The organism is Klebsiella sp. FDAARGOS_511 (genome assembly GCF_003812845.1).
GTDB lineage: Bacteria > Pseudomonadota > Gammaproteobacteria > Enterobacterales > Enterobacteriaceae > Klebsiella > Klebsiella grimontii.
In genome coordinates, this window is sequence record NZ_CP033824.1 from 1289886 (window position 1) to 1311250 (window position 21365).

The window sequence follows — 21365 nt, forward strand, 5'->3', positions numbered from 1 at the left end:
CGGACAGCGCTTCGATCCCGGAGCGTACACGTAGTACGTGAGGATTAACTCGCGATGCTCGCCCTCCGGGCCGCCCTGAAGGGCGTTCAAAATGGCCAGTAAAATAGCCCTAATGGATAGGCTCTTAATTATCAACAAAAGGAGACCCCCGGCCCATAAACTCGATTTGCAGGCCTTACGTTGTTTCACCGTACCCGACAATAACAACCAAGAGAGAAAATTGTCATGAAATTACGTTTAACGCTTTTAACCGCAGCCACCCTGACCGCCTTTTCTTTCGCTGCCCAGGCGGCAGAAAAAGGCACCATTATGATCATGGTTAACTCGCTGGATAACCCCTATTACGCCTCTGAAGCCAAGGGCGCCAGCGAAAAAGCCAAAGAGCTGGGCTACCAGACCACCATTTTGTCGCATGGCGAAGATGTCAAAAAACAGAATGAGCTGATCGATACCGCCATCGGTAAAAAAGTTCAGGGCATTATTCTGGATAACGCCGATTCCACCGCCAGCGTCGCCGCCATTGAAAAAGCGAAGAAAGCGGGTATTCCGGTGGTTTTAATCAATCGCGAAATTCCTGTCGATGATATCGCGCTGGAGCAAATTACCCACAATAACTTCCAGGCCGGTTCTGAAGTCGCCAACGTATTTGTCGAGAAAATGGCGGAAAAAGGAAAATATGCCGAACTGACCTGTAACCTTGCAGATAATAACTGCGTGACCCGCTCTAAATCTTTCCACCAGGTGATTGACCAGTACCCGGATATGGTCAGCGTCGCTAAACAGGACGCGAAGGGCACCTTAATCGACGGCAAGCGCATTATGGACAGTATTCTGCAGGCGCACCCCGATGTTAAAGGCGTAATTTGCGGCAACGGTCCCGTTGCTCTCGGCGCCATTGCCGCGCTGAAAGCGGCGAATCGTAACGATGTGGTGGTGGTCGGTATCGATGGCAGCAACGATGAACGCGACGCGGTAAAAGCCGGCACCCTGCAGGCCACCGTGATGCTTCAGGCACAGGCCATCGCCGCTCAGGGGGTGACCGACCTCGATAACTACCTGCAAAAAGGTGAAAAACCGGCCAAGCAGCGCGTGATGTTCCGCGGCATTCTGATTACTCAGGACAATGCAGACAAAGTGCAGGACTTCAATATCAAATCCTGATTTCGGGTTGTTGCGCCCCGTCCGGGGCGCACAGGAGCGTATTATGTATAAAAAAATCTCGCTGATGCTGGTCGTTCTCGCGCTCGGAGGCTGTCGTATCGTCTCTCAGCAGGAGCTGGCCGATCTTAAATCTCCGCCCAATCCGCATATGGCGGATATCGATCGGACATGGCAAGACCAGCTGGTTCCCCAGGTTGTGGCTAAAGCTCGCCCCGTTGCCGAGCTTATGACCGCCCTGCGCGCGGCGAAAGATATTGATAGCGCCTGCAAAGCGTTAGGCTATCGCGCTCAGGACGAAAACCCCTGCGTGTTTTACGTCAAAGTCGAAGGCAATATCAGCAAAATTGATTCCGCTTCGCGCAGCGGAAAAATGACGATTGAGGATACCCACGGCGGCAACGTGGTGGTGCAAATTGGCCCGACGCTGCGCGGCACATTATTACGCGACGGCTATCAGGGCGCCAGCTATCAGGACTTTAACGATCAGGTGCTGTTTGGCGAATATAGCCGGAAGATTAACGAACACGCGGTAAAAATGATCCAGACGGCGCAAGTGAAAACCGGCGAAGCGGTACAGGTGTACGGCGTGTTCTCGGCCTGGGATATTCCACAGAACATTCCTGATATTACGCCAGCAAAAATTGTTCGTTTGGGAGGACAATAACATGCAGCGGCAAGAACTCGTCAATTCCCAACCAGTCGACTCTGAAGTTATTATCGAAACCCGCGAATTATCCCGTGTTTATCCGGGCGTCGTCGCCTTAGATAACGTGAATTACCGGGTCTATCGAAATAAAGTAAACGTTCTGATCGGTGAAAATGGTGCGGGTAAATCCACCATGATGAAAATGCTTGCTGGCGTTGAAACACCCTCGTCCGGTCAAATTATTCTTGATGGCGCTCCGGTGACCCTTAGCTCGACGCACCAGGCGGAAAAGCAGGGAATCAGCATCATATTTCAGGAGTTAAATTTATTCCCGAATATGAACGTCATGGATAATATTTTTATGGCTAACGAATTCTTTCAAAAAGGGAAGATTAACGAAAAATATCAATATGAGTTAGCCAAATCATTACTGGAAAGGCTGGAGCTTGATGTCGATCCCTACACCCAACTCGGCGAATTAGGCATCGGCCATCAGCAACTGGTAGAAATTGCGCGCGCGCTTTCAAAAGACACCCGGGTATTGATTATGGATGAACCCACTTCCGCGCTCAGCCAGTCGGAAGTCAAAATCCTGTTTAACGTCATTGAGCAGCTTAAACGTCGCGGCGTCACCATCATCTATATTTCCCACCGTCTGGAAGAGCTAATGGAAATTGGCGACCACATCACCATTTTCCGCGACGGGCGCTTTATCAGCGAGCGCGAGGTCAGCGACGCCAGTATTCCGTGGATTATCGAACAGATGGTCGGCGATAAGAAAAAACATTTCGACTACCGGCCGGCGCCGAAAGGCGAAGCGGTGCTTGCGGTTGAAGGTCTGACGGCGCTTCATTCCAGCGGCGGCTATAAGCTCAACGATGTGACCTTTACCTTAAGTAAGGGAGAGGTGATCGGCATCTATGGCCTGCTCGGCGCCGGACGCACGGAGCTGTTTAAAGGCCTGGTCGGTCTGATGCCCTGCCAGAGCGGGAACGTCCATCTCAACGGCGAAAATATCGACAAGGCGCCGTTCCAGGCGCGGCTTAAAAAAGGGCTGGCGCTGGTGCCCGAAGACCGTCAGGGCGAAGGCGTGGTGCAGATGATGTCGATTCAATCGAATATGACCCTCTCTGATTTCAGCCTGCAGGGCTTTCGCCGGGCGTGGAAGTGGCTCAATCCGCAGAAAGAAATCGCCTGCGTCAAAGAGATGATTCGCGAACTGGCGATCAAGGTCAGCGACCCCGATCTGCCTATCACCTCGCTCAGCGGCGGCAACCAACAAAAAGTGGTGCTCGGCAAAGCGCTGATGACGAAGCCGGAGGTGGTGTTTCTCGACGAGCCCACTCGCGGTATCGACGTCGGCGCGAAAACCGACGTATATCACCTGATCGGCAAAATGGCCCAGCAGGGTCTGGCAGTGATGTTCTCTTCATCGGAGCTGGATGAAGTGATGGCGCTGGCGGATCGCATCCTGGTCATGGCCGACGGCCGGATTACTGCCGATTTACCGCGTCATGCGGTGACCCGCGAAAAATTAATCGCGGCTTCAACACCTCAAGATTAATCAGGCTGGAACCCATCATGAACCAGAAATATATGATTTATATGTACCTGCTGAAGGCCAGAACGTTTATCGCTCTGCTGCTGGTTATCGCGTTCTTCAGCGTGATGGTACCGAATTTCCTGACCACATCTAACCTGCTGATTATGACCCAGCACGTGGCCATCACCGGCCTGCTGGCCATCGGCATGACGCTGGTTATCCTGACGGGCGGTATCGACCTCTCCGTCGGCGCCGTCGCCGGCATCTGCGGCATGGTGGCCGGGGCGCTGTTAACCAGCGGCCTGCCCTTATGGAACGGCAGCGTTATCTTCTTCAACGTACCGGAAGTGATCCTCTGCGTGGCGCTCTTCGGCGTGCTGGTCGGCTTTGTGAACGGCGCGGTCATCACCCGCTTCGGCGTCGCGCCCTTTATCTGCACCCTGGGCATGATGTATGTCGCCAGAGGCTCGGCGCTCTTGTTCAACGACGGCAGCACCTACCCGAACCTTAACGGCATGGAAGCGCTGGGCAACACCGGTTTTTCCACCCTCGGATCCGGGACGCTGATGGGCATTTATCTGCCAATCTGGCTGATGATCGGCTTCCTGCTGCTGGGCTACTGGCTGACCACCAAAACCCCGCTGGGCCGCTATATCTATGCCATCGGCGGTAACGAATCCGCCGCTCGTCTGGCCGGCGTGCCTATCGTTAAGGCAAAAATCTTCGTCTACGCCTTCTCCGGCCTGTGCTCGGCGTTCGTCGGCCTTATCGTCGCCTCCCAGCTACAAACCGCGCACCCGATGACCGGCAATATGTTCGAAATGGATGCCATCGGCGCCACCGTGCTCGGCGGAACCGCGCTGGCGGGCGGTCGCGGTCGGGTGACCGGCTCAATCATCGGCGCGTTCGTCATCGTCTTCCTCGCCGACGGCATGGTGATGATGGGCGTCAGCGACTTCTGGCAGATGGTCATTAAGGGCGTGGTTATCGTCACCGCCGTCGTCGTCGACCAGTTCCAGCAAAAACTGCAGAACAAAGTCATCCTGATGCGTCGTCATGAGGAGAAGCTGGCTGCGGCAGGAGCCACCAGTTAATCACGTCTTTATTACCCCGCCGGACGCTCTGCCGTCCGGCCTCTATAAGGGATGAAAAATATGCAAAGAAATTTCACAAATAAAACGGTGGTTATCACCGGGGCCTGCCGCGGAATTGGCGCCGGTATTGCCGAGCGCTTTGCTCGCGACGGCGCGAATCTGGTGATGGTCTCTAACGCCGAGCGCGTCCACGAAACGGCGGAAACCTTACGCCAGCGCTATCAGGCCGATATCCTGTCGTTACAGGTTGATGTCACCGATGAAGCGCAGGTGCAGTCGCTTTACGAGCAGGCGGCGGCACGTTTCGGCGCCATCGACGTCTCTATCCAGAACGCGGGGGTGATCACCATCGACTATTACGATCGCATGCCAAAAGCCGACTTTGAAAAAGTGCTGGCAGTTAACACCACCGGCGTCTGGCTGTGCTGCCGCGAGGCCGCCAAATATATGGTCAAACAGAACCACGGCAGCCTGATCAACACCTCTTCCGGCCAGGGCCGCCAGGGGTTTATCTACACCCCGCACTATGCCGCCAGCAAAATGGGCGTGATCGGCATCACCCAGAGCCTGGCCCACGAGCTGGCGCCGTGGAATATCACCGTCAACGCCTTCTGTCCGGGCATTATCGAGAGCGAGATGTGGGACTACAACGATCGCGTCTGGGGCGAAATCCTCAGCACCGAGCAGAAGCGCTACGGTAAAGGCGAGCTGATGGCGGAGTGGGTCGAAGGCATTCCGATGAAGCGCGCCGGCAAACCGGAAGACGTTGCCGGGCTGGTGGCATTCCTGGCTTCCGATGATGCGCGTTATCTCACCGGGCAGACCATCAATATCGACGGCGGCTTGATTATGTCGTAGTTGGGCTGTTTCCCCGGGTTGCGGCTGACGCCTTACCCGGGCTACAGATCGGCACGGTTTGGTCACCTGGCGTGCCGCAGGATATTTATTCAGAGAGTGATAACTATGATCGCAAAAGATTTTGCCCAACAGCTATTTAATCTGCAGGACCGCGTGGCCTTTGTAACCGGCGCGGGCAGCGGCATCGGCCAAATGATTGCTTACGGACTCGCCAGCGCGGGCGCTCGGGTCGTCTGCTTCGATCTCCGCGAAGATGGCGGCCTTGCCGAGACCGTAAAAAATATCGAAGCCATCGGCGGCGAGGCCTGTTTCTACACCGGCGATGTGCGCCAGCTTAGCGACCTACGCGCTGGGGTGGCGTTGGCAAAAAGCCGCTTTGGCCGCCTTGATATCGCCGTCAACGCCGCCGGTATCGCCAACGCCAATCCGGCGCTGGAGATGGAAACCGAGCAGTGGCAGCGGGTGATCGATATTAACCTCACCGGCGTATGGAACTCCTGTAAAGCGGAAGCCGAACTGATGCAGGAAACGGGCGGCGGTTCGATTATTAATATCGCCTCGATGTCCGGCATTATCGTTAACCGCGGCCTCGATCAGGCCCATTACAACTGCTCCAAGGCGGGCGTGATCCACCTGTCAAAAAGCCTGGCGATGGAGTGGATTGGCAAAGGGATTCGGGTCAACTCCATCAGCCCCGGCTATACCGCCACGCCGATGAACACCCGGCCTGAGATGGTTCATCAGACTCGCGAATTCGAAAGCCAGACGCCGATCCAGCGTATGGCGAAGGTTGAGGAGATGGCCGGCCCGGCGCTGTTCCTCGCCAGCGATGCCGCATCGTTCTGTACCGGCGTTGACCTGGTGGTTGATGGTGGTTTTGTCTGCTGGTAGAACGGACCGAATACCGGTATGGATGTCAATATACTGGCAGCGACCGGCGAAGCAGTATGCAGGGTGGCGGCGCGATTGTTTTAACCGGTCGATGTTCTCTCGCCGTCCATCCTGCCCCATAAGCAGAAAAAAGGTGCCTTAAGGTGCCTTACCCAGCCTGCGGATAAGCGGGGATAGCTCCCCGCATACCGGCTACTTCTTCGTTTCGTAAGCGAGAACGGCCTTAAACTCCATACTACGTTCTTTGATGCTCAGCTCGCACAGCGAGTCGCGCACCATTAACGTCAATCCCAGCGCTGTCAGACATAGCACGATGATTGCCACCAGGGCGTATTTTGTCAGCATCTCGTTGCCTCCATACGAAGAAGAGGCTACTATCCAACGTGCTAGGTTTGGATTGTAGGCCTCAGGTTGATGGGAACATCTCCTGGGGCTTCGTCTTTCTGAATCCTCACCTAAGCCTGAACGCAGAAAGCCTCAGGCACCCGCCGTCATCATACGCTTCCCTGCGCAATTCACTGTATATTTAACCAGCCAAATCCCTTTTTCAGAAAACGTTTAGACGGCCTACATTCCGGGGAAGGTCACGCTGTTGCCCGGCGCTTCGCGATGCAGGTGGATAAAGTTCAAATGACGCTCGTACTGGTCAAGAATATCGGTAATGACCTGTTCTTTGCTGTAGTCCATCAGGTCGTTGCCCTGACTCCCTTCCAGCAGGAAGGTCTCCAGACGATAGTAGGTCGACTTCCCGCTGCGCGCCCGGTAGGTAAAGCCGGGAATGGCGTACTGCTGCGGCCAGATCTGATAAACAAAGTTCTGCTCATCGCCCATATGCACCAGCAGGTCAAGATGGCCAAGGCTGTCTCCCTCTTCCGGCGGCAGGCTTTTCAGCTCGACGTAAGCGCCGCGCAGCTTCAGCTCCTGCGCCACCTCTTCCATCGCAGGGAAGCACACCGTCTCCATCATCTGGCGGGTATAGCGCGTGCCGGGGTAGTTCATCAGCCGCGACAGGCGCTTCTTCCAGCTCAGGCGATCCTGCACGCCGAGCGGTCGCGGGGCGGTGTCGCGGTTGGCGCTCTCGCGGCGATAATCCTCAACCTTCAGCGACTTATATAACCCCGCCATCACGAAGAAGATCACGAAGCTAAACGGCAGCCCCATAATCACCGTTGCGTTCTGCAGGGCGGAAATGCCGTTAGTCATCAGCATCCCCAGGGTCAGCAGGCCGATAACCACCGACCAGAAGATGCGCAGCCAGTTTGGCGCATCGCTGTTGATATCCTTCAGCTTCGAGGTGAAGTTACCCAGCACCAGCGCCCCGGAATCCGCGGAGGTCACATAGAACAGCAGGCCGGTAATGGTTGCCACCGAAGCGCTAAAGGTAAACGCCGGATACTGCGCCAGCAGGTTATAGAAGCCGCGCTCCGGGTGGGCGACCGCCTCGGCGGCGAAGGCCGCGTTGCCGTGGATGATTTCATACAGCGCGCTATTGCCGAACACCGACAGCCACAGCAGGGTAAAGGTGAACGGGATAATCAGCGTTCCCACCACAAACTGACGAATGGTGCGTCCACGTGAAATACGCGCCAGGAACAGGCCGACAAACGGCGACCACGCCACCCACCACGCCCAGAAGAACAGGGTCCAGTTATTCATCCACTCTACCGGCCGATCGAAGGCGAAGCTATTAAGGGTCATGCCCATAAAACGATTCACATAGTCGCCAACGTTGAGCACCAGCGCGTTGAGCAGAAACTCGGTGTCGCCCATAAACAGGATGAACAGGATCAGCCCGAGGGCCAGCACCACGTTAAGCTCGGAAAGAATACGGATGCCTTTATCCACCCCAGAGGTCACCGAGATAGTGGCGATGATCACCGACAGTACGATCAGCGCCGCTTTCGCCCCCAGCGAATCCGGAATATCAAACAGCACGTTGAGGCCGTAGTTTAGCTGCACCACACCAATCCCGAGGGTGGTGGCGATACCGAAGATGGTGCCGATAACGGCGGCGATATCCACGCTGTGGCCAATCGGACCATTAATCTTCTTGCCGAAGATCGGATAGAGCGCGGAGCGGATGGTCAGGGGTAAATTATAACGATAGCTAAAGTATCCCAGCGCCATCCCCATCAGGGCATACATCGACCATCCGGTCAGCCCGTAGTGAAACAGCGTCCACACCATCGCCTGGCGCGCCGCCTCCATGGTCTGCCCCGCCCCTTCCGGCGGCTGCATATACTGGGTCACCGGCTCGGCGACGGAGAAGAACATCAGGTCGATGCCGATACCGGCGGCGAACAGCATTGCCGCCCAGCTGAGCACGCTAAATTCCGGCTTCGAGTGTTCCGGCCCGAGCTTCACCGAACCGAAACGCGAGCAGGCGATGCACACCACAAACACAATATAGAGCGTCGCGGCCAGCAAATAGTACCAGCCGAAGGTGCGGGAAACCCAGTTCAGGGTACGGCCAATCCAGGCCGCGGAAAAATCGCTGAAGAAAAGAGTCATCAGGGAAAACAACAAAATCAGTCCGGCGGAAGTGTAAAAAACCACCGGATTGATTTTGTCCTTTTCTCTGCTCGGCGAAAGGTCTGTCATCCATTCTCCTTACTGTTTTTGCAACTATTAAAACCAAAATCCGCAACAATTAAGACACATTTTATATTGAACGTCCAATCAAAAACCGCTTTAATAGATAAACAAAGCTGATGAATGGAGTCTACGAAATGCCCAAACTGGGGATGCAACCGATACGGCAGCGGCAGCTGATTGACGCCACCCTGGCCGCCATCAATGAAGTGGGAATGCACGATGCCACCGTCGCGCAGATCGCCCGACGGGCTGGCGTATCGACCGGCATCATCAGCCACTATTTCAAGGATAAGAACGGGTTGCTGGAAGCGACGATGCGCGATATCACCGGCCAGCTGCGCCAGGCGGTGTTGAGCCGCCTGCACGCCCTGCCCGACGCCGGCCCGCAGGAACGCCTGCGCGCCATCGTGGCGGGCAACTTCGACGACAGCCAGATAAGCAGCGCGGCGATGAAGGCCTGGCTCGCCTTTTGGGCCAGCAGCATGCATCAGCCGATGCTCTATCGCCTGCAGCAGGTCAGCAGCCGACGACTGCTGTCGAATATCGTCTATGAATTCCAGCGCGCCCTGCCGCGCGAAGAGGCGCAGGAGGCCGGATACGGTCTCGCCGCGCTGATCGACGGGCTGTGGCTACGCGCGGCGCTGAGCGGTAAACCGCTGGATAAAGCCCGCGCCGAAACGCTCGCCGAGCACTTCATCAGCCAATACCTGCCACCGACTTCTCAATAATGGAGGACCCATGTCCCGAATGGCCGAACAGCAGCTTTACATCGACGGTGGTTATGTATCCGCCACCAGCGGTAAAACCTTCGAGACGATTAACCCCGCCAACGGGGAAGTGCTGGCGACCGTCCAGGCCGCCGGGCGCGAAGATGTCGACCGGGCGGTAAAAAGCGCCCAAAAAGGGCAAAAAATCTGGGCGGCGATGAGCGCCATGGAACGTTCGCGCATTTTGCGTAAAGCGGTAGATATTCTGCGCGCTCGCAACGACGAACTGGCGCGTCTGGAAACCCTCGATACCGGCAAACCGCTGAGCGAAACCGCCGCCGTCGATATCGTCACCGGCGCGGATGTGCTGGAGTACTACGCGGGCCTGATCCCGGCGCTGGAAGGCAGCCAAATCCCGCTGCGCGACAGCGCATTTGTCTATACCCGCCGGGAACCGCTGGGCGTGGTCGCCGGGATCGGCGCCTGGAACTACCCGATCCAGATCGCCTTGTGGAAATCGGCCCCGGCGCTGGCGGCCGGTAACGCGATGATCTTTAAACCGAGTGAAGTTACCCCGCTCACCGCTCTGAAGCTGGCGGAGATCTACCGCGAAGCGGGCCTGCCGGCAGGCGTGTTTAATGTGCTACCGGGCACGGGCGCCGAAACCGGTCAGTATCTCACCGAGCACCCGGACATCGCCAAAATCTCCTTTACCGGCGGCGTCGCCAGCGGCAAAAAAGTGATGGCTAACGCCGCCGCTTCTTCACTGAAAGAAGTAACCATGGAGCTGGGCGGCAAATCACCGCTGATCGTCTGCGAAGACGCCAGCCTCGACCTCGCCGCCGACATCGCGATGATGGCTAACTTCTACAGTTCAGGCCAGGTCTGCACCAACGGCACCCGGGTATTCGTTCCGGCACGCCTGAAAGCGGCGTTTGAAGAGAAAATCCTCGCGCGCGTGGCGCGTATCCGCCCCGGCGATCTGTTCGCTGAAGGCACCAACTTCGGGCCGCTGGTGAGCTTTCCGCATCGCGATAACGTGCTGCGCTACATCGAGACCGGTAAGCAAGAAGGCGCGCGCCTGCTCTGCGGCGGCGAAGCGCTGAAAGGCGAAGGCTTCGACCACGGCGCGTGGGTCGCCCCGACGGTGTTTACCGACTGCGATGACCAGATGACCATCGTTCGCGAAGAGATCTTCGGCCCGGTGATGTCGATTCTGAGCTACGACGATGAAGAAGAGGCCCTCCGCCGCGCCAACGCCACCGAATATGGCCTCGCCGCCGGCGTCGTCACCCCGGATTTAAACCGCGCCCATCGCCTGATTCATCGGCTGGAGGCCGGGATCTGCTGGATCAACACCTGGGGCGAATCCCCGGCGGAGATGCCGGTCGGCGGCTACAAGCACTCCGGCATTGGCCGCGAAAACGGCGTGCAGACGCTGCACAGCTACACCCAGATAAAATCCATCCAGGTTGAGATGGGTCAGTTTCAATCCATATTTTAACCAGGAGGTCATTTTTGCAGTTTGACTACATTATTATTGGTGCCGGTTCCGCCGGCAACGTACTGGCGACACGACTGACGGAAGATCCCGATACCACCGTCCTGCTGCTGGAAGCGGGCGGCCCGGATTACCGTTTCGACTTCCGCACCCAGATGCCCGCCGCGCTGGCCTTTCCCCTCCAGGGTCGGCGCTATAACTGGGCCTACGAGACCGAGCCTGAACCGCATATGAACAATCGCCGCATGGAGTGCGGACGCGGAAAGGGCCTCGGCGGATCCTCGTTAATTAACGGCATGTGCTATATCCGCGGCAACGCCATGGATCTCGACAACTGGGCCTCGGCGCCGGGGCTGGAGCACTGGAGCTACCTCGACTGCCTGCCCTACTACCGCAAAGCGGAAACCCGCGATATCGGCGCCAACGACTACCACGGCGGCGACGGCCCGGTCAGCGTCACCACGCCAAAGCAGGGCAATAATCCGCTGTTCCACGCGATGATTGAAGCCGGCGTACAGGCCGGCTACCCCCGCACCGACGATCTCAACGGCTATCAGCAGGAAGGGTTTGGCCCGATGGATCGTACCGTGACGCCGCAGGGACGCCGCGCCAGTACCGCGCGCGGCTATCTCGACCAGGCCCGCGCGCGTCCCAATCTGACTATTCGCACCCACGCGCTGACCGATCATATTATTTTTGCCGGCAAGCGCGCCGTCGGCGTCGAATGGCTGGAGGGCGACAGCGCCGCACCGTCAAAAGCCACCGCCAATAAAGAAGTGCTGCTCTGCGCGGGCGCTATCGCCTCGCCGCAGATCCTGCAGCGCTCCGGCGTCGGCAACCCGGAACTGTTGCGCCAGTTCGATATTCCGCTGGTTCACGCCCTACCCGGCGTCGGCGAGAACCTGCAGGATCATCTGGAGATGTACCTGCAGTACGAATGTAAAGAGCCGGTGTCGCTCTACCCGGCGCTGCAGTGGTGGAATCAGCCGAAAATCGGCGCCGAGTGGCTGTTCGGCGGGACCGGCATTGGCGCCAGCAACCAGTTTGAAGCGGGCGGATTTATCCGCAGCCGCGAGGCGTTTGCGTGGCCGAATATTCAGTACCATTTCCTGCCGGTAGCGATTAACTACAACGGTTCAAACGCGGTAAAAGAGCACGGATTCCAGTGCCACGTCGGTTCCATGCGCTCCCCGAGCCGCGGGCACGTGCGTCTGAAATCGCGCGACCCGCACCAGCATCCGGCGATCCTGTTCAACTATATGTCGCATGAACAGGACTGGCAGGAGTTCCGCGACGCCATTCGCATCACCCGTGAAATCATGAGCCAGCCGGCGCTCGATAACTATCGCGGCCGGGAGATCAGTCCGGGCATTGAGTGCCAGAGCGATGCCGAACTGGATGAGTTCGTGCGCAACCATGCGGAAACCGCCTTCCACCCCTGCGGTACCTGTAAAATGGGCTACGACGAGATGGCGGTGGTCGATGGCGAAGGTCGGGTTCACGGGCTGGAAGGCCTGCGCGTGGTCGACGCCTCGATTATGCCGCAGATTATTACCGGCAACCTTAACGCGACCACGATTATGATTGGCGAAAAAATGGCCGATGCCATTCGCGGCCGCCAGCCGCTGCCGCGCAGTACCGCGACTTATTATGTCGCCGGGGATGCGCCGGTTCGCCGCTAAACGATCTATGCCGGGTGGCGGCGTCGCCTCACCCGGCCTGACCGCGATTTTCCCGGATTGCGCTACGCTTATTCGGGCGACTCATCGCCCACGGCCTGAATTCAACGAAAATCTTCCAGCCGCTTTATCTGCCGTCCACCAGCATCAAAGTTCTCCGGCGCCAGCCACGCCCGCAGCGCCGCATCGCGCGCGGGCCATTCGCTATCGATAATCGACAGCATATCGCTATCGCGGGTGCGTCCTTTACGCACCATCCTCTGGCGAAGACGCCCTTCCCAGGTAAACCCCAGCCGATCGGCGGCGCGGCGGGAGGCGAGATTCATCGAGTCGCACTTCCACTCCAGCCGACGATAGCCGTGAGCAAAACCATTTTGCAGCAGCAGCCATACCGCCTCGGTCCCGAGCGGCGTATTTTTCATCGCCCGCGACCAGGTGACGTGGCCAATCTCCACCGTGCCCATCGCCCGTTCAATCGCCATATAGCTGACCAGCCCGACGGCCCGCTCGGCGTGCAGATCGATAACCGCATACGGTACCAGCCCGTCGTCCATGACCTTGCCGGTGATCCAGTGCGCCGTTGACTCCACGCTCTGCGGACAGTTGCTGGCCAGCCACGTCCAGTCGCTGTCATCGCCGAGGGCATAGGCAGCAAACAGATCCGCCGCGTGCCGCTCGGTATCCAGCGGCTCCAGCCGGCAAAAGCGGCCATTTAACGCCGTGCGGCGCAGAAGCCCCACGCCCTGCCAGCCCGGCACGCGATCGTTGACCTGCTGACCAAATTCATTGATTTCCGGCACGCTTATCTCTCCCGTAGTGTTATCAGGTTGTTATATCAAGAAACCCGGATTGCAGGAAGATGCTGGCAGAATAAGCGACTGAGTTAAGATGGGATGAAAATCAGCCCCGCTTGCGCGAGGCTTAGCGGGGCTACGAGTGGATGGCCCGGTAAGGCGTTTACGCCGCGACCCGGGAAATCATCCTCTTACTTCGCCAGGCTCGCGAAGCGGGCGAATACCGCATCAAAAATCGCCAGCCCTTTTGTCACCTGTTCGGCGCTGATGGTGCACGGCGGCACCACGTGAATGCGATTTTCCACGACGAACGCCAGCAGGCCGGCTTCGGTCAACGCGCCTTTAATGGCCGCCATATCGGCCGCGCCCAGCGGCGTTTTATATTCGCGGCTGCTGACCAGCTCCAGCGCCTGGAACAGACCGCGGCCGCGCACGTTGCCGATAATCGCGTGCTTCTCCGCCAGCGCTTCCAGCCCCGGACGCAGCACCTCATTGCCGATGGTCGCCGCGTTTTCCACCACCTTCTCTTCTTTCATCGCGTCAATGGTGGCGACAATCGCCGCCATCGCCAGCGGATGACCGGAATAGGTTAGCCCCCCGGCAAAGAAATGGTCATCAAAGTAGCGGGCGATCGGCTCGCTGATCAGCACGCCGCCGGCAGGGACGTAGCCGGCGTTAACCCCTTTAGCGAACGTCACCAGATCCGGCACTACGCCGTCCTGCTCGAAGGCGAACCAGCTCCCGGTGCGGCCAAAACCGGCCATCACTTCATCGAGGATCAGCACAATACCAAACTCGTCGGCCAGCGCCCGCACGCCCTGCATATAGCCCTCCGGCGGGACAAGAATCCCGGCGGTCCCCGGAATTGACTCCAGCAGAATCGCGGCAATCGCGTTCGGACCTTCACATTCGATCATCCGCCGCAGATGGGCCAGTGCGCGCTGGCACTCCTCTTCTTCCGTCGTGGCGTTAAATTCGCTGCGGTAGAGATAGGGGTTAAAGAAGTGAACGTGACCGCGCGAATACTCGTTCGGCACGCGCCGCCAGTCACCGGTGGCGGCAATCGCGCTGCCGGTATTGCCGTGATAGGAACGATAGGCGGAGAGCACTTTATCGCGCCCGGTATAGAGCCGCGCCATACGGATGGCGTTCTCGTTGGCATCGGCGCCGGCGTTGGTGAAGAACACTTTGCTAAAACCTTCCGGCGCCAGCTCGACAATCCGCTTCGCCGCTTCGCCGCGGGCGAGGTTGGCGGTGGCGGGCGCAATAGTCACCAGCTCTTCCAGCTGGGCTTTCATCGCCGCCAGTACGCGAGGGTGCTGATAGCCAATGTTGACGTTGACCAGTTGGCTGCTGAAATCGAGGTAAGTATTGCCTTCGTAATCCCACAGCTCGCAGCCTTTTGCCCCGGCGATCACCAGCGGATGTAAATTGCCCTGCATCGACCATGAATGAAACACATAAGCGCGATCCAGCTGCCGAACTTCATCATTGCTTATCGCTACATCGTTCTGTAGTGCCAGCTTCATACCCTGCCCTCTCTCATGTCGTTGTTGTTGGCCTCATCATTGGCCGTTCAGAGGAGAAACGGATAGAGCCAGTCAGGCGAAAATGATGTGACACCGTGTCACATCGCCGCGCGCCGACTGGCCCTGTGCCCGCGCGCGAAGGGTTTCTATAGTGGGAGCGACAACCTGCACAGGAGAATGAAATGGCAACGAGCAAAGTGGTGTTTATTACCGGGGCGACCTCGGGTTTTGGGGAAGCGGCGGCGCAGGTCTTCGCCGATGCGGGCTGGTCGCTGGTGCTGAGCGGACGCCGTTTTGAGCGGCTAAAGAAGTTACAGGACAAGCTCGCCTCGCAGGTACCGGTGCACATTATCGAACTCGACGTGCGCGATAGCGATGCGGTCGCCGCGGCCGTAGCGGCGCTGCCCGCTGAGTTCGCCGATATCACGACATTGATTAACAACGCCGGACTGGCGCTGTCGCCGCAGCCCGCGCAGAAAGTGGATCTGGACGACTGGAAAACGATGATCGATACCAACGTCACCGGGCTGGTTAACGTGACCCACGCGCTGCTGCCGACGCTGATTAACCACGGCGCGGGGGCGAGCATCATCAATATCGGCTCTATCGCCGGGCAGTGGCCCTATCCCGGCAGCCACGTCTACGGCGCCAGCAAGGCTTTCGTGAAGCAGTTCAGCTATAACCTGCGCTGCGATCTGCTCGGGACCGGAGTGCGCGTGACCGATCTCGCGCCGGGTATTGCCGAGACGGAATTTACCCTGGTGCGCACCAAAGGCGACCAGGCGGCGTCGGACAACCTGTATCGCGGCACCACGCCGCTGAGCGCGCGGGATATTGCCGAACAGATGTTTTATATCGCCACGCTGCCGGACCATATGAATATCAACCGGGTCGAAGTGATGCCGGTGCGTCAGGCCTGGCAGCCGTTCGCCATCGATCGGGATTAAGATTTGGTTGTATCAGACACCGCGCCCGGGCCCGGTAGCCCGGACAGGCGCGTCAAGCGCCGCCTCCGGGAAAGTGTACAGGGGTTCCGTTCACTATTATTCCGCAGAAAATGTCTCAACGTGGTAGGTGAACGGGTAAAGGGGGAGAAAACCGTCTCCCCCTTTACAATCCCCGCGGTCCCGCAAAGAAATCGGTGCTGCGCACTGCGCTCACCTCCCGGTCCTCAGCCTGCGGTCGGCTCAACTCGACATCACTGTCTCGATTCGCCTCTGTCCGCCATCCCTGGCGGCCAGCCCTTGTCTTCGGTCCTCCGGTTCGCCGATTTCAGCGGGGGCCAGGGCATCGCGGCGTGTCCCATAGTTTCAGAAAGATACCAACAGCTGACGGAAAATCCCCCGGAGGCGGCGCTGCCGCGCCTGTCCGGGCTACCCAATCTGCCTCCCTCAGGCTCCGGGCCCGGAAATCCCGGGTCGCGGCGTAAACGCCTTACCCGGGCTACTCCCCGCAAACGGCTGGAAACCCGTAGCCCCGGTAAGCGCAGCGCCACCGGGGAGATTGACCGCTGATGCTTAGCGGCTGCTCTGCAAAAACTGCCTGACGCGTTCGGAATCCGGATTGGTGAAAAACTTCTCCGGCGGCGCCTTCTCTATCAACAACCCTTTTTCGAGAAACACCACCTCATCCGAGACCTGGCGCGCAAAATCCATCTCATGGGTCACCACCACCATCGTGTAGCCCTCGGCGGCCAGCGCCTTCATCACGCCCAGCACCTCGTTGACCAGCTCGGGGTCCAGTGCCGAGGTCGGCTCATCAAACAGAATGACCTCCGGCGACATCGCCAGCGAACGGGCAATCGCCACCCGCTGTTTCTGTCCGCCGGAGAGCGTAATCGGATAAACGTCGGCTTTATGCGCCATCCCCACTTTCTCCAGCTGCTGCATGGCGATGGTTTTCGCTTCATCACGCTTCATCCCCTTCACGTGCAGCAGCGCTTCGCTGACGTTCTGCTGCACCGTCAGGTGCGGCCACAGGTTAAAGCTCTGGAACACCATGCCAACCCGCTCGCGGATTTTCGATAGCTGGCGGTGGGACATCGCCCGGCCATTATGCTCATCAATACCCAGCCGCTGGCCGCTGATGCGGATCTCGCCGCGATCCGGCTGTTCCAGCCAGTTCATGCAGCGCAGCAGCGTCGATTTACCCGACCCCGACGAGCCGAGAATGCTCACCACGGTCCCCTTCTCTACCGTCAGATTGATATCACGAAGAACTTCAATGTTATCAAACTGTTTAGAGACGTTTTTGACGCTTACTGCAGTGGTATCAGACATGACTCATTCCTCTTCTGACTCCCCAGGCGCTCAGACGCTTAATCAGCAGCTCCAGTAGGATGCTGATCGCCCAGTAGAGCCCAATCGCGACGATAAAAGCGTTAAACGGGATAAAATAAGTAGCCTGCACGCTGTTAGCCGCAGCGGTTATCTCCTGGACGGTGATAATGCTGAGAAACGCGGTATCTTTCAGGCAGATAATCAGCTGATTGCCCATCAGCGGTAGCGCTGAAGAGAGAATATTGGGCAGAATAATGCGGCGGAATATTTTGTAGCGCGAAAATCCCTGCGCCACCGCGGCCTCGATATAGCCGCCGGAAAATACCCGGCGCTGGCTGCGCAAAATCTCAAAGAAATAGGCGCCATGGTAGATAATTAAGGCGATCAGGCCGGCGGTCCACGGTTCCATACTAATACCAACTTGCGGTAGCCCGTAATAGAGCAAATAGGCAAGAATCAAAAAAGGAATCGCCCGCATTAAGCTGACAAAGGCAATAATAAGCCGGTTAAGCGTTTTCTTTTGATATTCGGTTAAATAGCACAGGACCACGCCGATAATTAATCCGGCGATAGCCGCGGTAATAAAAAGCTCAAGGGTGGCGAGTAAACCGGCAATAAAGCTGTCGCGCACCGACCAGATAACGGCCCACTGATTCATAGTACCTCCTGTATTTATCGCGCCAGACGTTTCGCTTTACGCTCGGCCATCCCCTGCAGTTTCAGCAGCAGGCCAATAATCACCACGTACAGCAGACCCGCCGCCAGAATTGGCGAAAGAGGTTCATAGGTGACCGAAGAAATTCGGTTAGTGACGCGCGTCAAATCCACCACGCCAATCACCGCAATGGCCGGGCTACCCTTGATCAGGAACGACATCTCGTTAACCAGCGCGGGCAGGCTTTCAATCCACATCTGCGGCAGCATGATATAGCGGAAGTAGGCCCAGCGACGCATTCCTACCGACTCCGCCGCTTCCCGCTGTTCGCGGGGGAAGGTGCGAAAGGCGTTGCGCCAGATTTCGGCGTTAAAGGCCGAGGTATTGAGCGTCAGCGCCACAATCGCCGCGACGTTTTTATCGAGGTTAATCCCGACGGTCGGCAGAGAAAGAAACAGGAACAGCACCAGCGTGACCAGCGGCGTCGCGCGGGCAAGGCTGATATAGATCACCAGCAGCTGATCGATAACCGGGATACGCAGCATGCGCACCAGGGCGATCAGCAGACCAATCACTACCCCAAAGGCAATGGCGATGGCCGAAATCCAGAGGGTCGTCCATGCGCCTTCAATCAGTAACTGCCAGGAAATTGCATCCATGAAGCCCTCCTTCACCTAAACAGGCGGCGGTTTCCCGCCGCAGAACCCATTACAGACCGGCTAATTTATGGAACTGTTCCGGGCTGGTGATTGGCACGTCAGGAAGATCGTCATAGGTTTCGCCAAACCACTTTTTCTGTAGTTCCGCGAGCTTGCCGGTCTCCTTCATGTGGTTCATAAACTTGGTCATATAGGCCAGCAGCTGCGGCGAGTTTTTCGGGATCGGCCACGCCATATAGCCCGGGCCGGATACCGCCAGACCTTTAGCGAACACCTTCGGCTTGGCCTTCGCCAGATCGTTGACCGAGATAACCACGTTAATCACGTAGTCCAGCCGTTTGTTGGCAAGGTCGGCGTAGGCTTCAGGATAGGAGGGATACTCCACTACCGGCCCCAGCTTACCGCCGGTTTTCTCCAGCATCGCTTTCAGCTCCGGCAGCCGCGCCAGCAGCGCGCTGCCCGCCTGGACGCCCACTTTTTTCCCGCTCAGTTCGGCAATGGTGTTCAGAGAATTATCGCCCGCGCGTTTAACAAAATAGTGCTGCGCTGACGCCCACGGCGGCGTGAAATCAAAAACCTTGAGACGATCATCGGTAATCACTGCGCCGGTTAACGCCATATCGTATTGCCCGGTAGACACCGCCGCCAATAATCCGGTCCACGGCAGAATGCTCTGGTCGACGTTGAATTTCGCGTATTTACGTAATTCATCGAGCATATCTTTGTTAAAGCCATCCGCCTGGCCGTTATTCATAAAGTTAAAAGGCGCGTAATCATCTTCGGTCGCGACTTTCAGGGTGCCGGATTTTTCTATTGCCGGAAGATCCGCGGCGGCTGCGTGATAAGAAAAGGCCATCGCCATGATGGCGCCCAGACAAATTGAACCTAATGATTTGTTCATTAATTCACCCCTAATTAATTCGCCAGACGTGTTCATTCCAGAACATGAAAAGGTTTTGCAAAATATGTGCCGACGGAAGTTCCGAACCGCGACTGATGAATACGTTTTTAGAGCCATCCCATCAGGCGTACATTCTTGCAGCCAGTTTGGACACGGACAGCGCGGAACACCCGAAGCGTACACGTCGTACGTGAGGAGTGTGAGCACTGCCCAGGACCAAAATGGCAAATAAAATAGCCTGATGGGGTCGGTTCTCACTGTAGGGACGGTTTTTAATTTCCAGATAGAGCCAGATTCACCGCGCGGACGTGTCAGTCATTCTCAGGGTGGTATGGAATTTGCTCCAGTTCCTGTACTGAGCGTTTGAGTAAGGAGCCTGGCATGATCCGACACCTGTTACACGTTGATTTCGACCCGCGCCGCGGTTTGCAGGAGCAGGTGCGCGAGACGCTGATTAACGCCATTCTGGGCGGCATTTTTTCCGCCGACACGCCGCTCCCCTCCTGCCGCCAGCTGGCCAGCCAGCTGCGGGTCTCGCGTAACACCACGGCGCTGGTTTTTGAGGGCCTGGTTAACGAAGGTTATCTGCTGAGCCGTCCGCGCAGCGGTTACTACCTGCACCCGGATTATCAGCACGCCAACCCCGCCGCCGCGCCAGAAGCTGCACCCCAGGATGAGCGTTCTGCACCACGCTGGGGCACGCGGCTGCAAATCACGCCCAGCCAGCAGGAGTCGATTCTGAAACCGGCCGGCTGGATGAACTACCGCTATCCGTTTATCTACGGTCAGCCGGATACCCGCCAGTTTCCGCTGGCGACCTGGCGTTCGGCGGCGAACTGGCTGCACGGCGGCGTGCGCGACCCGGCGTGGGTGGTGGATCATATCGATCAGGACGTGCCGATGTTGATTGAGCAGATCCGCACCCGGGTACTGCCCAAGCGCGGCATTGTCGCCGCGCCGGACGAGATTCTGATTACCCTCGGTTCGCAAAACGCGCTTTACCTGCTGACGCGCCTGCTGATGTCATCCAGCACGCGCGTTGGCGTGGAGAATCCCTGTTTTCGCGAGGCTATTAACACCTTTCTGCTCGCCGATACCGATATCGTGCCGCATCCGGTGGATGAACAGGGGATCGTCCTGAATGACGCCTCCTGCGATTACTACTACGTGACGCCCGGACACCAGGTGCCAACCGGGGTGGCGATGAGTAAGGCGCGGCGCAGCCAGCTGCTGGAGCATGCCGCTCGCCATGACGCGGTGATTATTGAGGACGATTACGACTCTGAAAGTAACTTTATGCTCAACCCGCTGCCGGCGCTGAAGGCCAGCGATCGCTGCGGTAGAGTCATCTACGTGAGCAGCCTGTCAAAAGCGCTATCGCCAGGCCTGCGGCTGGGCTTTATGGTCGCTGACCCGGATCTGATTGATGAAGCCCGAGCGTTGCGCCGGCTGGTGTACCGTCATCCGCCGACCAATATTCAGTATCAGATGGCCCATTTCCTCGCCCAGGGCCACTATGAAACCCACCTGCGGCGCTACCATTACGACTCGGCCCAGCGCTGGGACCGGCTCAACAACGCGCTGCAGCAGCATCTGCCGGAGTGCCAAATCATCCCCGGCAGCGAACACGCCAACGCGTTCTGGCTGGCCACGCCGGAGCAAATCAACACCCAGCAGCTGACCTGGCGCGCCGCCCACGCCGGGGTACTGATTGAGCCCGGCGCGCGGCATTTTCTCAGCGACGCGCCGCCGGCTAACTTCTTTCGGATGGGGTTTCACGCCATTAATCCTGACGCTATCGAACAAGGCGTGGAGGTGCTGCGTGGCCAGCTGGCGCAGATGGGGTGAACGCAAGGCCCCTTGCCTTAACGCG

General features: G+C 57.9%; 19 protein-coding genes. 11 read left to right on the plus strand and 8 right to left on the minus strand.

What is annotated here, in order from left to right:
• Window positions 1–225: 225 nt before the first annotated feature.
• The 6 genes from EGY08_RS07365 (at window position 226) to EGY08_RS07390 (ending at window position 6193) form a co-directional block, all read left to right on the plus strand.
• Complete coding sequence (locus EGY08_RS07365; RefSeq protein WP_004130307.1) at window positions 226–1161, plus strand: D-ribose ABC transporter substrate-binding protein; 936 nt, start codon at window positions 226–228, stop codon at window positions 1159–1161.
• A 43-nt stretch (window positions 1162–1204) separates the two neighbouring features.
• Window positions 1205–1825 (plus strand): DUF2291 family protein, encoded by a 621-nt coding sequence (locus EGY08_RS07370; protein WP_004130305.1) that lies wholly within the window; start codon window positions 1205–1207, stop codon window positions 1823–1825.
• A 1-nt stretch (window position 1826) separates the two neighbouring features.
• Entirely contained in the window at window positions 1827–3371 is a 1545-nt protein-coding gene (locus EGY08_RS07375) for a sugar ABC transporter ATP-binding protein (protein ID WP_004130303.1), read from the plus strand.
• A 17-nt stretch (window positions 3372–3388) separates the two neighbouring features.
• Window positions 3389–4444, plus strand: a complete 1056-nt coding sequence (locus EGY08_RS07380) for an ABC transporter permease (protein WP_004130301.1) — start codon at window positions 3389–3391, stop codon at window positions 4442–4444.
• Window positions 4445–4504: 60 nt separating this feature from the next.
• A complete protein-coding gene (locus EGY08_RS07385; RefSeq protein ID WP_004130299.1) occupies window positions 4505–5302 on the plus strand; it encodes an SDR family oxidoreductase in 798 nt (265 codons plus the stop codon).
• Between the two features lie 105 nt (window positions 5303–5407).
• Window positions 5408–6193: an SDR family oxidoreductase gene (locus EGY08_RS07390; RefSeq protein ID WP_004130297.1), complete on the plus strand. Its 786-nt coding sequence runs from the start codon at window positions 5408–5410 to the stop codon at window positions 6191–6193.
• Between the two features lie 192 nt (window positions 6194–6385).
• On the opposite strand, the gene EGY08_RS07395 is transcribed toward EGY08_RS07390, so the two are convergent.
• Both EGY08_RS07395 and EGY08_RS07400 read right to left on the minus strand, forming a co-directional pair.
• A complete protein-coding gene (locus EGY08_RS07395; protein ID WP_004130292.1) occupies window positions 6386–6538 on the minus strand; it encodes a Hok/Gef family protein in 153 nt (50 codons plus the stop codon).
• A 222-nt stretch (window positions 6539–6760) separates the two neighbouring features.
• Window positions 6761–8794: a choline transporter gene (locus EGY08_RS07400; RefSeq protein WP_004130290.1), complete on the minus strand. Its 2034-nt coding sequence runs from the start codon at window positions 8792–8794 to the stop codon at window positions 6761–6763.
• A 128-nt stretch (window positions 8795–8922) separates the two neighbouring features.
• On the opposite strand from EGY08_RS07400, the gene betI reads away from it, so the two are divergent.
• The 3 genes from betI to betA are packed head-to-tail and all read left to right on the plus strand — an operon-like array spanning window position 8923 to window position 12678.
• Window positions 8923–9516 (plus strand): transcriptional regulator BetI, encoded by a 594-nt coding sequence (gene betI / locus EGY08_RS07405; RefSeq protein ID WP_004130288.1) that lies wholly within the window; start codon window positions 8923–8925, stop codon window positions 9514–9516.
• A 10-nt stretch (window positions 9517–9526) separates the two neighbouring features.
• A complete protein-coding gene (gene betB, locus EGY08_RS07410; protein WP_004130286.1) occupies window positions 9527–10999 on the plus strand; it encodes a betaine-aldehyde dehydrogenase in 1473 nt (490 codons plus the stop codon).
• Between the two features lie 14 nt (window positions 11000–11013).
• Entirely contained in the window at window positions 11014–12678 is a 1665-nt protein-coding gene (gene betA / locus EGY08_RS07415) for a choline dehydrogenase (RefSeq protein ID WP_087828691.1), read from the plus strand.
• 101 nt (window positions 12679–12779) lie between these two features.
• On the opposite strand, the gene EGY08_RS07420 is transcribed toward betA, so the two are convergent.
• Both EGY08_RS07420 and EGY08_RS07425 read right to left on the minus strand, forming a co-directional pair.
• Complete coding sequence (locus EGY08_RS07420) at window positions 12780–13475, minus strand: GNAT family N-acetyltransferase (RefSeq protein ID WP_123828355.1); 696 nt, start codon at window positions 13473–13475, stop codon at window positions 12780–12782.
• A gap of 185 nt (window positions 13476–13660) precedes the next feature.
• Entirely contained in the window at window positions 13661–14998 is a 1338-nt protein-coding gene (locus EGY08_RS07425; protein WP_004130273.1) for an aspartate aminotransferase family protein, read from the minus strand.
• Window positions 14999–15180: 182 nt separating this feature from the next.
• On the opposite strand from EGY08_RS07425, the gene EGY08_RS07430 reads away from it, so the two are divergent.
• Window positions 15181–15945, plus strand: coding sequence for an SDR family NAD(P)-dependent oxidoreductase (locus EGY08_RS07430; RefSeq protein ID WP_004130269.1), 765 nt, complete (start codon window positions 15181–15183; stop codon window positions 15943–15945).
• 570 nt (window positions 15946–16515) lie between these two features.
• On the opposite strand, the gene EGY08_RS07435 is transcribed toward EGY08_RS07430, so the two are convergent.
• Genes EGY08_RS07435 through EGY08_RS07450 form a run of 4 tightly spaced genes read right to left on the minus strand, consistent with a single transcriptional unit; the run spans window position 16516 to window position 19492 of the window.
• Window positions 16516–17277, minus strand: coding sequence for an amino acid ABC transporter ATP-binding protein (locus tag EGY08_RS07435; RefSeq protein ID WP_009653167.1), 762 nt, complete (start codon window positions 17275–17277; stop codon window positions 16516–16518).
• The gene (locus tag EGY08_RS07440; RefSeq protein WP_004130263.1) at window positions 17270–17935 is read right to left on the minus strand and encodes an amino acid ABC transporter permease; all 666 of its coding nucleotides are present in this window, start codon (window positions 17933–17935) and stop codon (window positions 17270–17272) included. The genes EGY08_RS07435 and EGY08_RS07440 overlap by 8 nt, the downstream gene beginning before the upstream one ends.
• Window positions 17936–17949: 14 nt before the next feature.
• Window positions 17950–18591, minus strand: coding sequence for an amino acid ABC transporter permease (locus EGY08_RS07445; RefSeq protein ID WP_049113179.1), 642 nt, complete (start codon window positions 18589–18591; stop codon window positions 17950–17952).
• A 49-nt stretch (window positions 18592–18640) separates the two neighbouring features.
• Window positions 18641–19492 (minus strand): transporter substrate-binding domain-containing protein, encoded by an 852-nt coding sequence (locus tag EGY08_RS07450; RefSeq protein WP_004130261.1) that lies wholly within the window; start codon window positions 19490–19492, stop codon window positions 18641–18643.
• A 381-nt stretch (window positions 19493–19873) separates the two neighbouring features.
• Between EGY08_RS07450 and EGY08_RS07455 the strand changes: the two genes are divergently transcribed.
• The gene (locus tag EGY08_RS07455; protein WP_004130259.1) at window positions 19874–21340 is read left to right on the plus strand and encodes a PLP-dependent aminotransferase family protein; all 1467 of its coding nucleotides are present in this window, start codon (window positions 19874–19876) and stop codon (window positions 21338–21340) included.
• Window positions 21341–21365 lie beyond the last annotated feature (25 nt).

Excerpts from the sequence above, each read along its gene's own strand:
- EGY08_RS07365 (WP_004130307.1), top strand. The coding sequence starts at position 226 with ATGAAATTACGTTTAACGCTTTTAACCGCAGCCACCCTGACCGCCTTT.
- EGY08_RS07370 (WP_004130305.1), top strand. The coding sequence starts at position 1,205 with ATGTATAAAAAAATCTCGCTGATGCTGGTCGTTCTCGCGCTCGGAGGC.
- EGY08_RS07375 (WP_004130303.1), top strand. The coding sequence starts at position 1,827 with ATGCAGCGGCAAGAACTCGTCAATTCCCAACCAGTCGACTCTGAAGTT.
- EGY08_RS07380 (WP_004130301.1), top strand. The coding sequence starts at position 3,389 with ATGAACCAGAAATATATGATTTATATGTACCTGCTGAAGGCCAGAACG.
- EGY08_RS07385 (WP_004130299.1), top strand. The coding sequence starts at position 4,505 with ATGCAAAGAAATTTCACAAATAAAACGGTGGTTATCACCGGGGCCTGC.
- EGY08_RS07390 (WP_004130297.1), top strand. The coding sequence starts at position 5,408 with ATGATCGCAAAAGATTTTGCCCAACAGCTATTTAATCTGCAGGACCGC.
- EGY08_RS07395 (WP_004130292.1), bottom strand. The coding sequence starts at position 6,538 with ATGCTGACAAAATACGCCCTGGTGGCAATCATCGTGCTATGTCTGACA.
- EGY08_RS07400 (WP_004130290.1), bottom strand. The coding sequence starts at position 8,794 with ATGACAGACCTTTCGCCGAGCAGAGAAAAGGACAAAATCAATCCGGTG.
- betI (WP_004130288.1), top strand. The coding sequence starts at position 8,923 with ATGCCCAAACTGGGGATGCAACCGATACGGCAGCGGCAGCTGATTGAC.
- betB (WP_004130286.1), top strand. The coding sequence starts at position 9,527 with ATGTCCCGAATGGCCGAACAGCAGCTTTACATCGACGGTGGTTATGTA.
- EGY08_RS07425 (WP_004130273.1), bottom strand. The coding sequence starts at position 14,998 with ATGAAGCTGGCACTACAGAACGATGTAGCGATAAGCAATGATGAAGTT.
- EGY08_RS07430 (WP_004130269.1), top strand. The coding sequence starts at position 15,181 with ATGGCAACGAGCAAAGTGGTGTTTATTACCGGGGCGACCTCGGGTTTT.
- EGY08_RS07435 (WP_009653167.1), bottom strand. The coding sequence starts at position 17,277 with ATGTCTGATACCACTGCAGTAAGCGTCAAAAACGTCTCTAAACAGTTT.
- EGY08_RS07440 (WP_004130263.1), bottom strand. The coding sequence starts at position 17,935 with ATGAATCAGTGGGCCGTTATCTGGTCGGTGCGCGACAGCTTTATTGCC.
- EGY08_RS07445 (WP_049113179.1), bottom strand. The coding sequence starts at position 18,591 with ATGGATGCAATTTCCTGGCAGTTACTGATTGAAGGCGCATGGACGACC.
- EGY08_RS07450 (WP_004130261.1), bottom strand. The coding sequence starts at position 19,492 with ATGAACAAATCATTAGGTTCAATTTGTCTGGGCGCCATCATGGCGATG.
- EGY08_RS07455 (WP_004130259.1), top strand. The coding sequence starts at position 19,874 with ATGATCCGACACCTGTTACACGTTGATTTCGACCCGCGCCGCGGTTTG.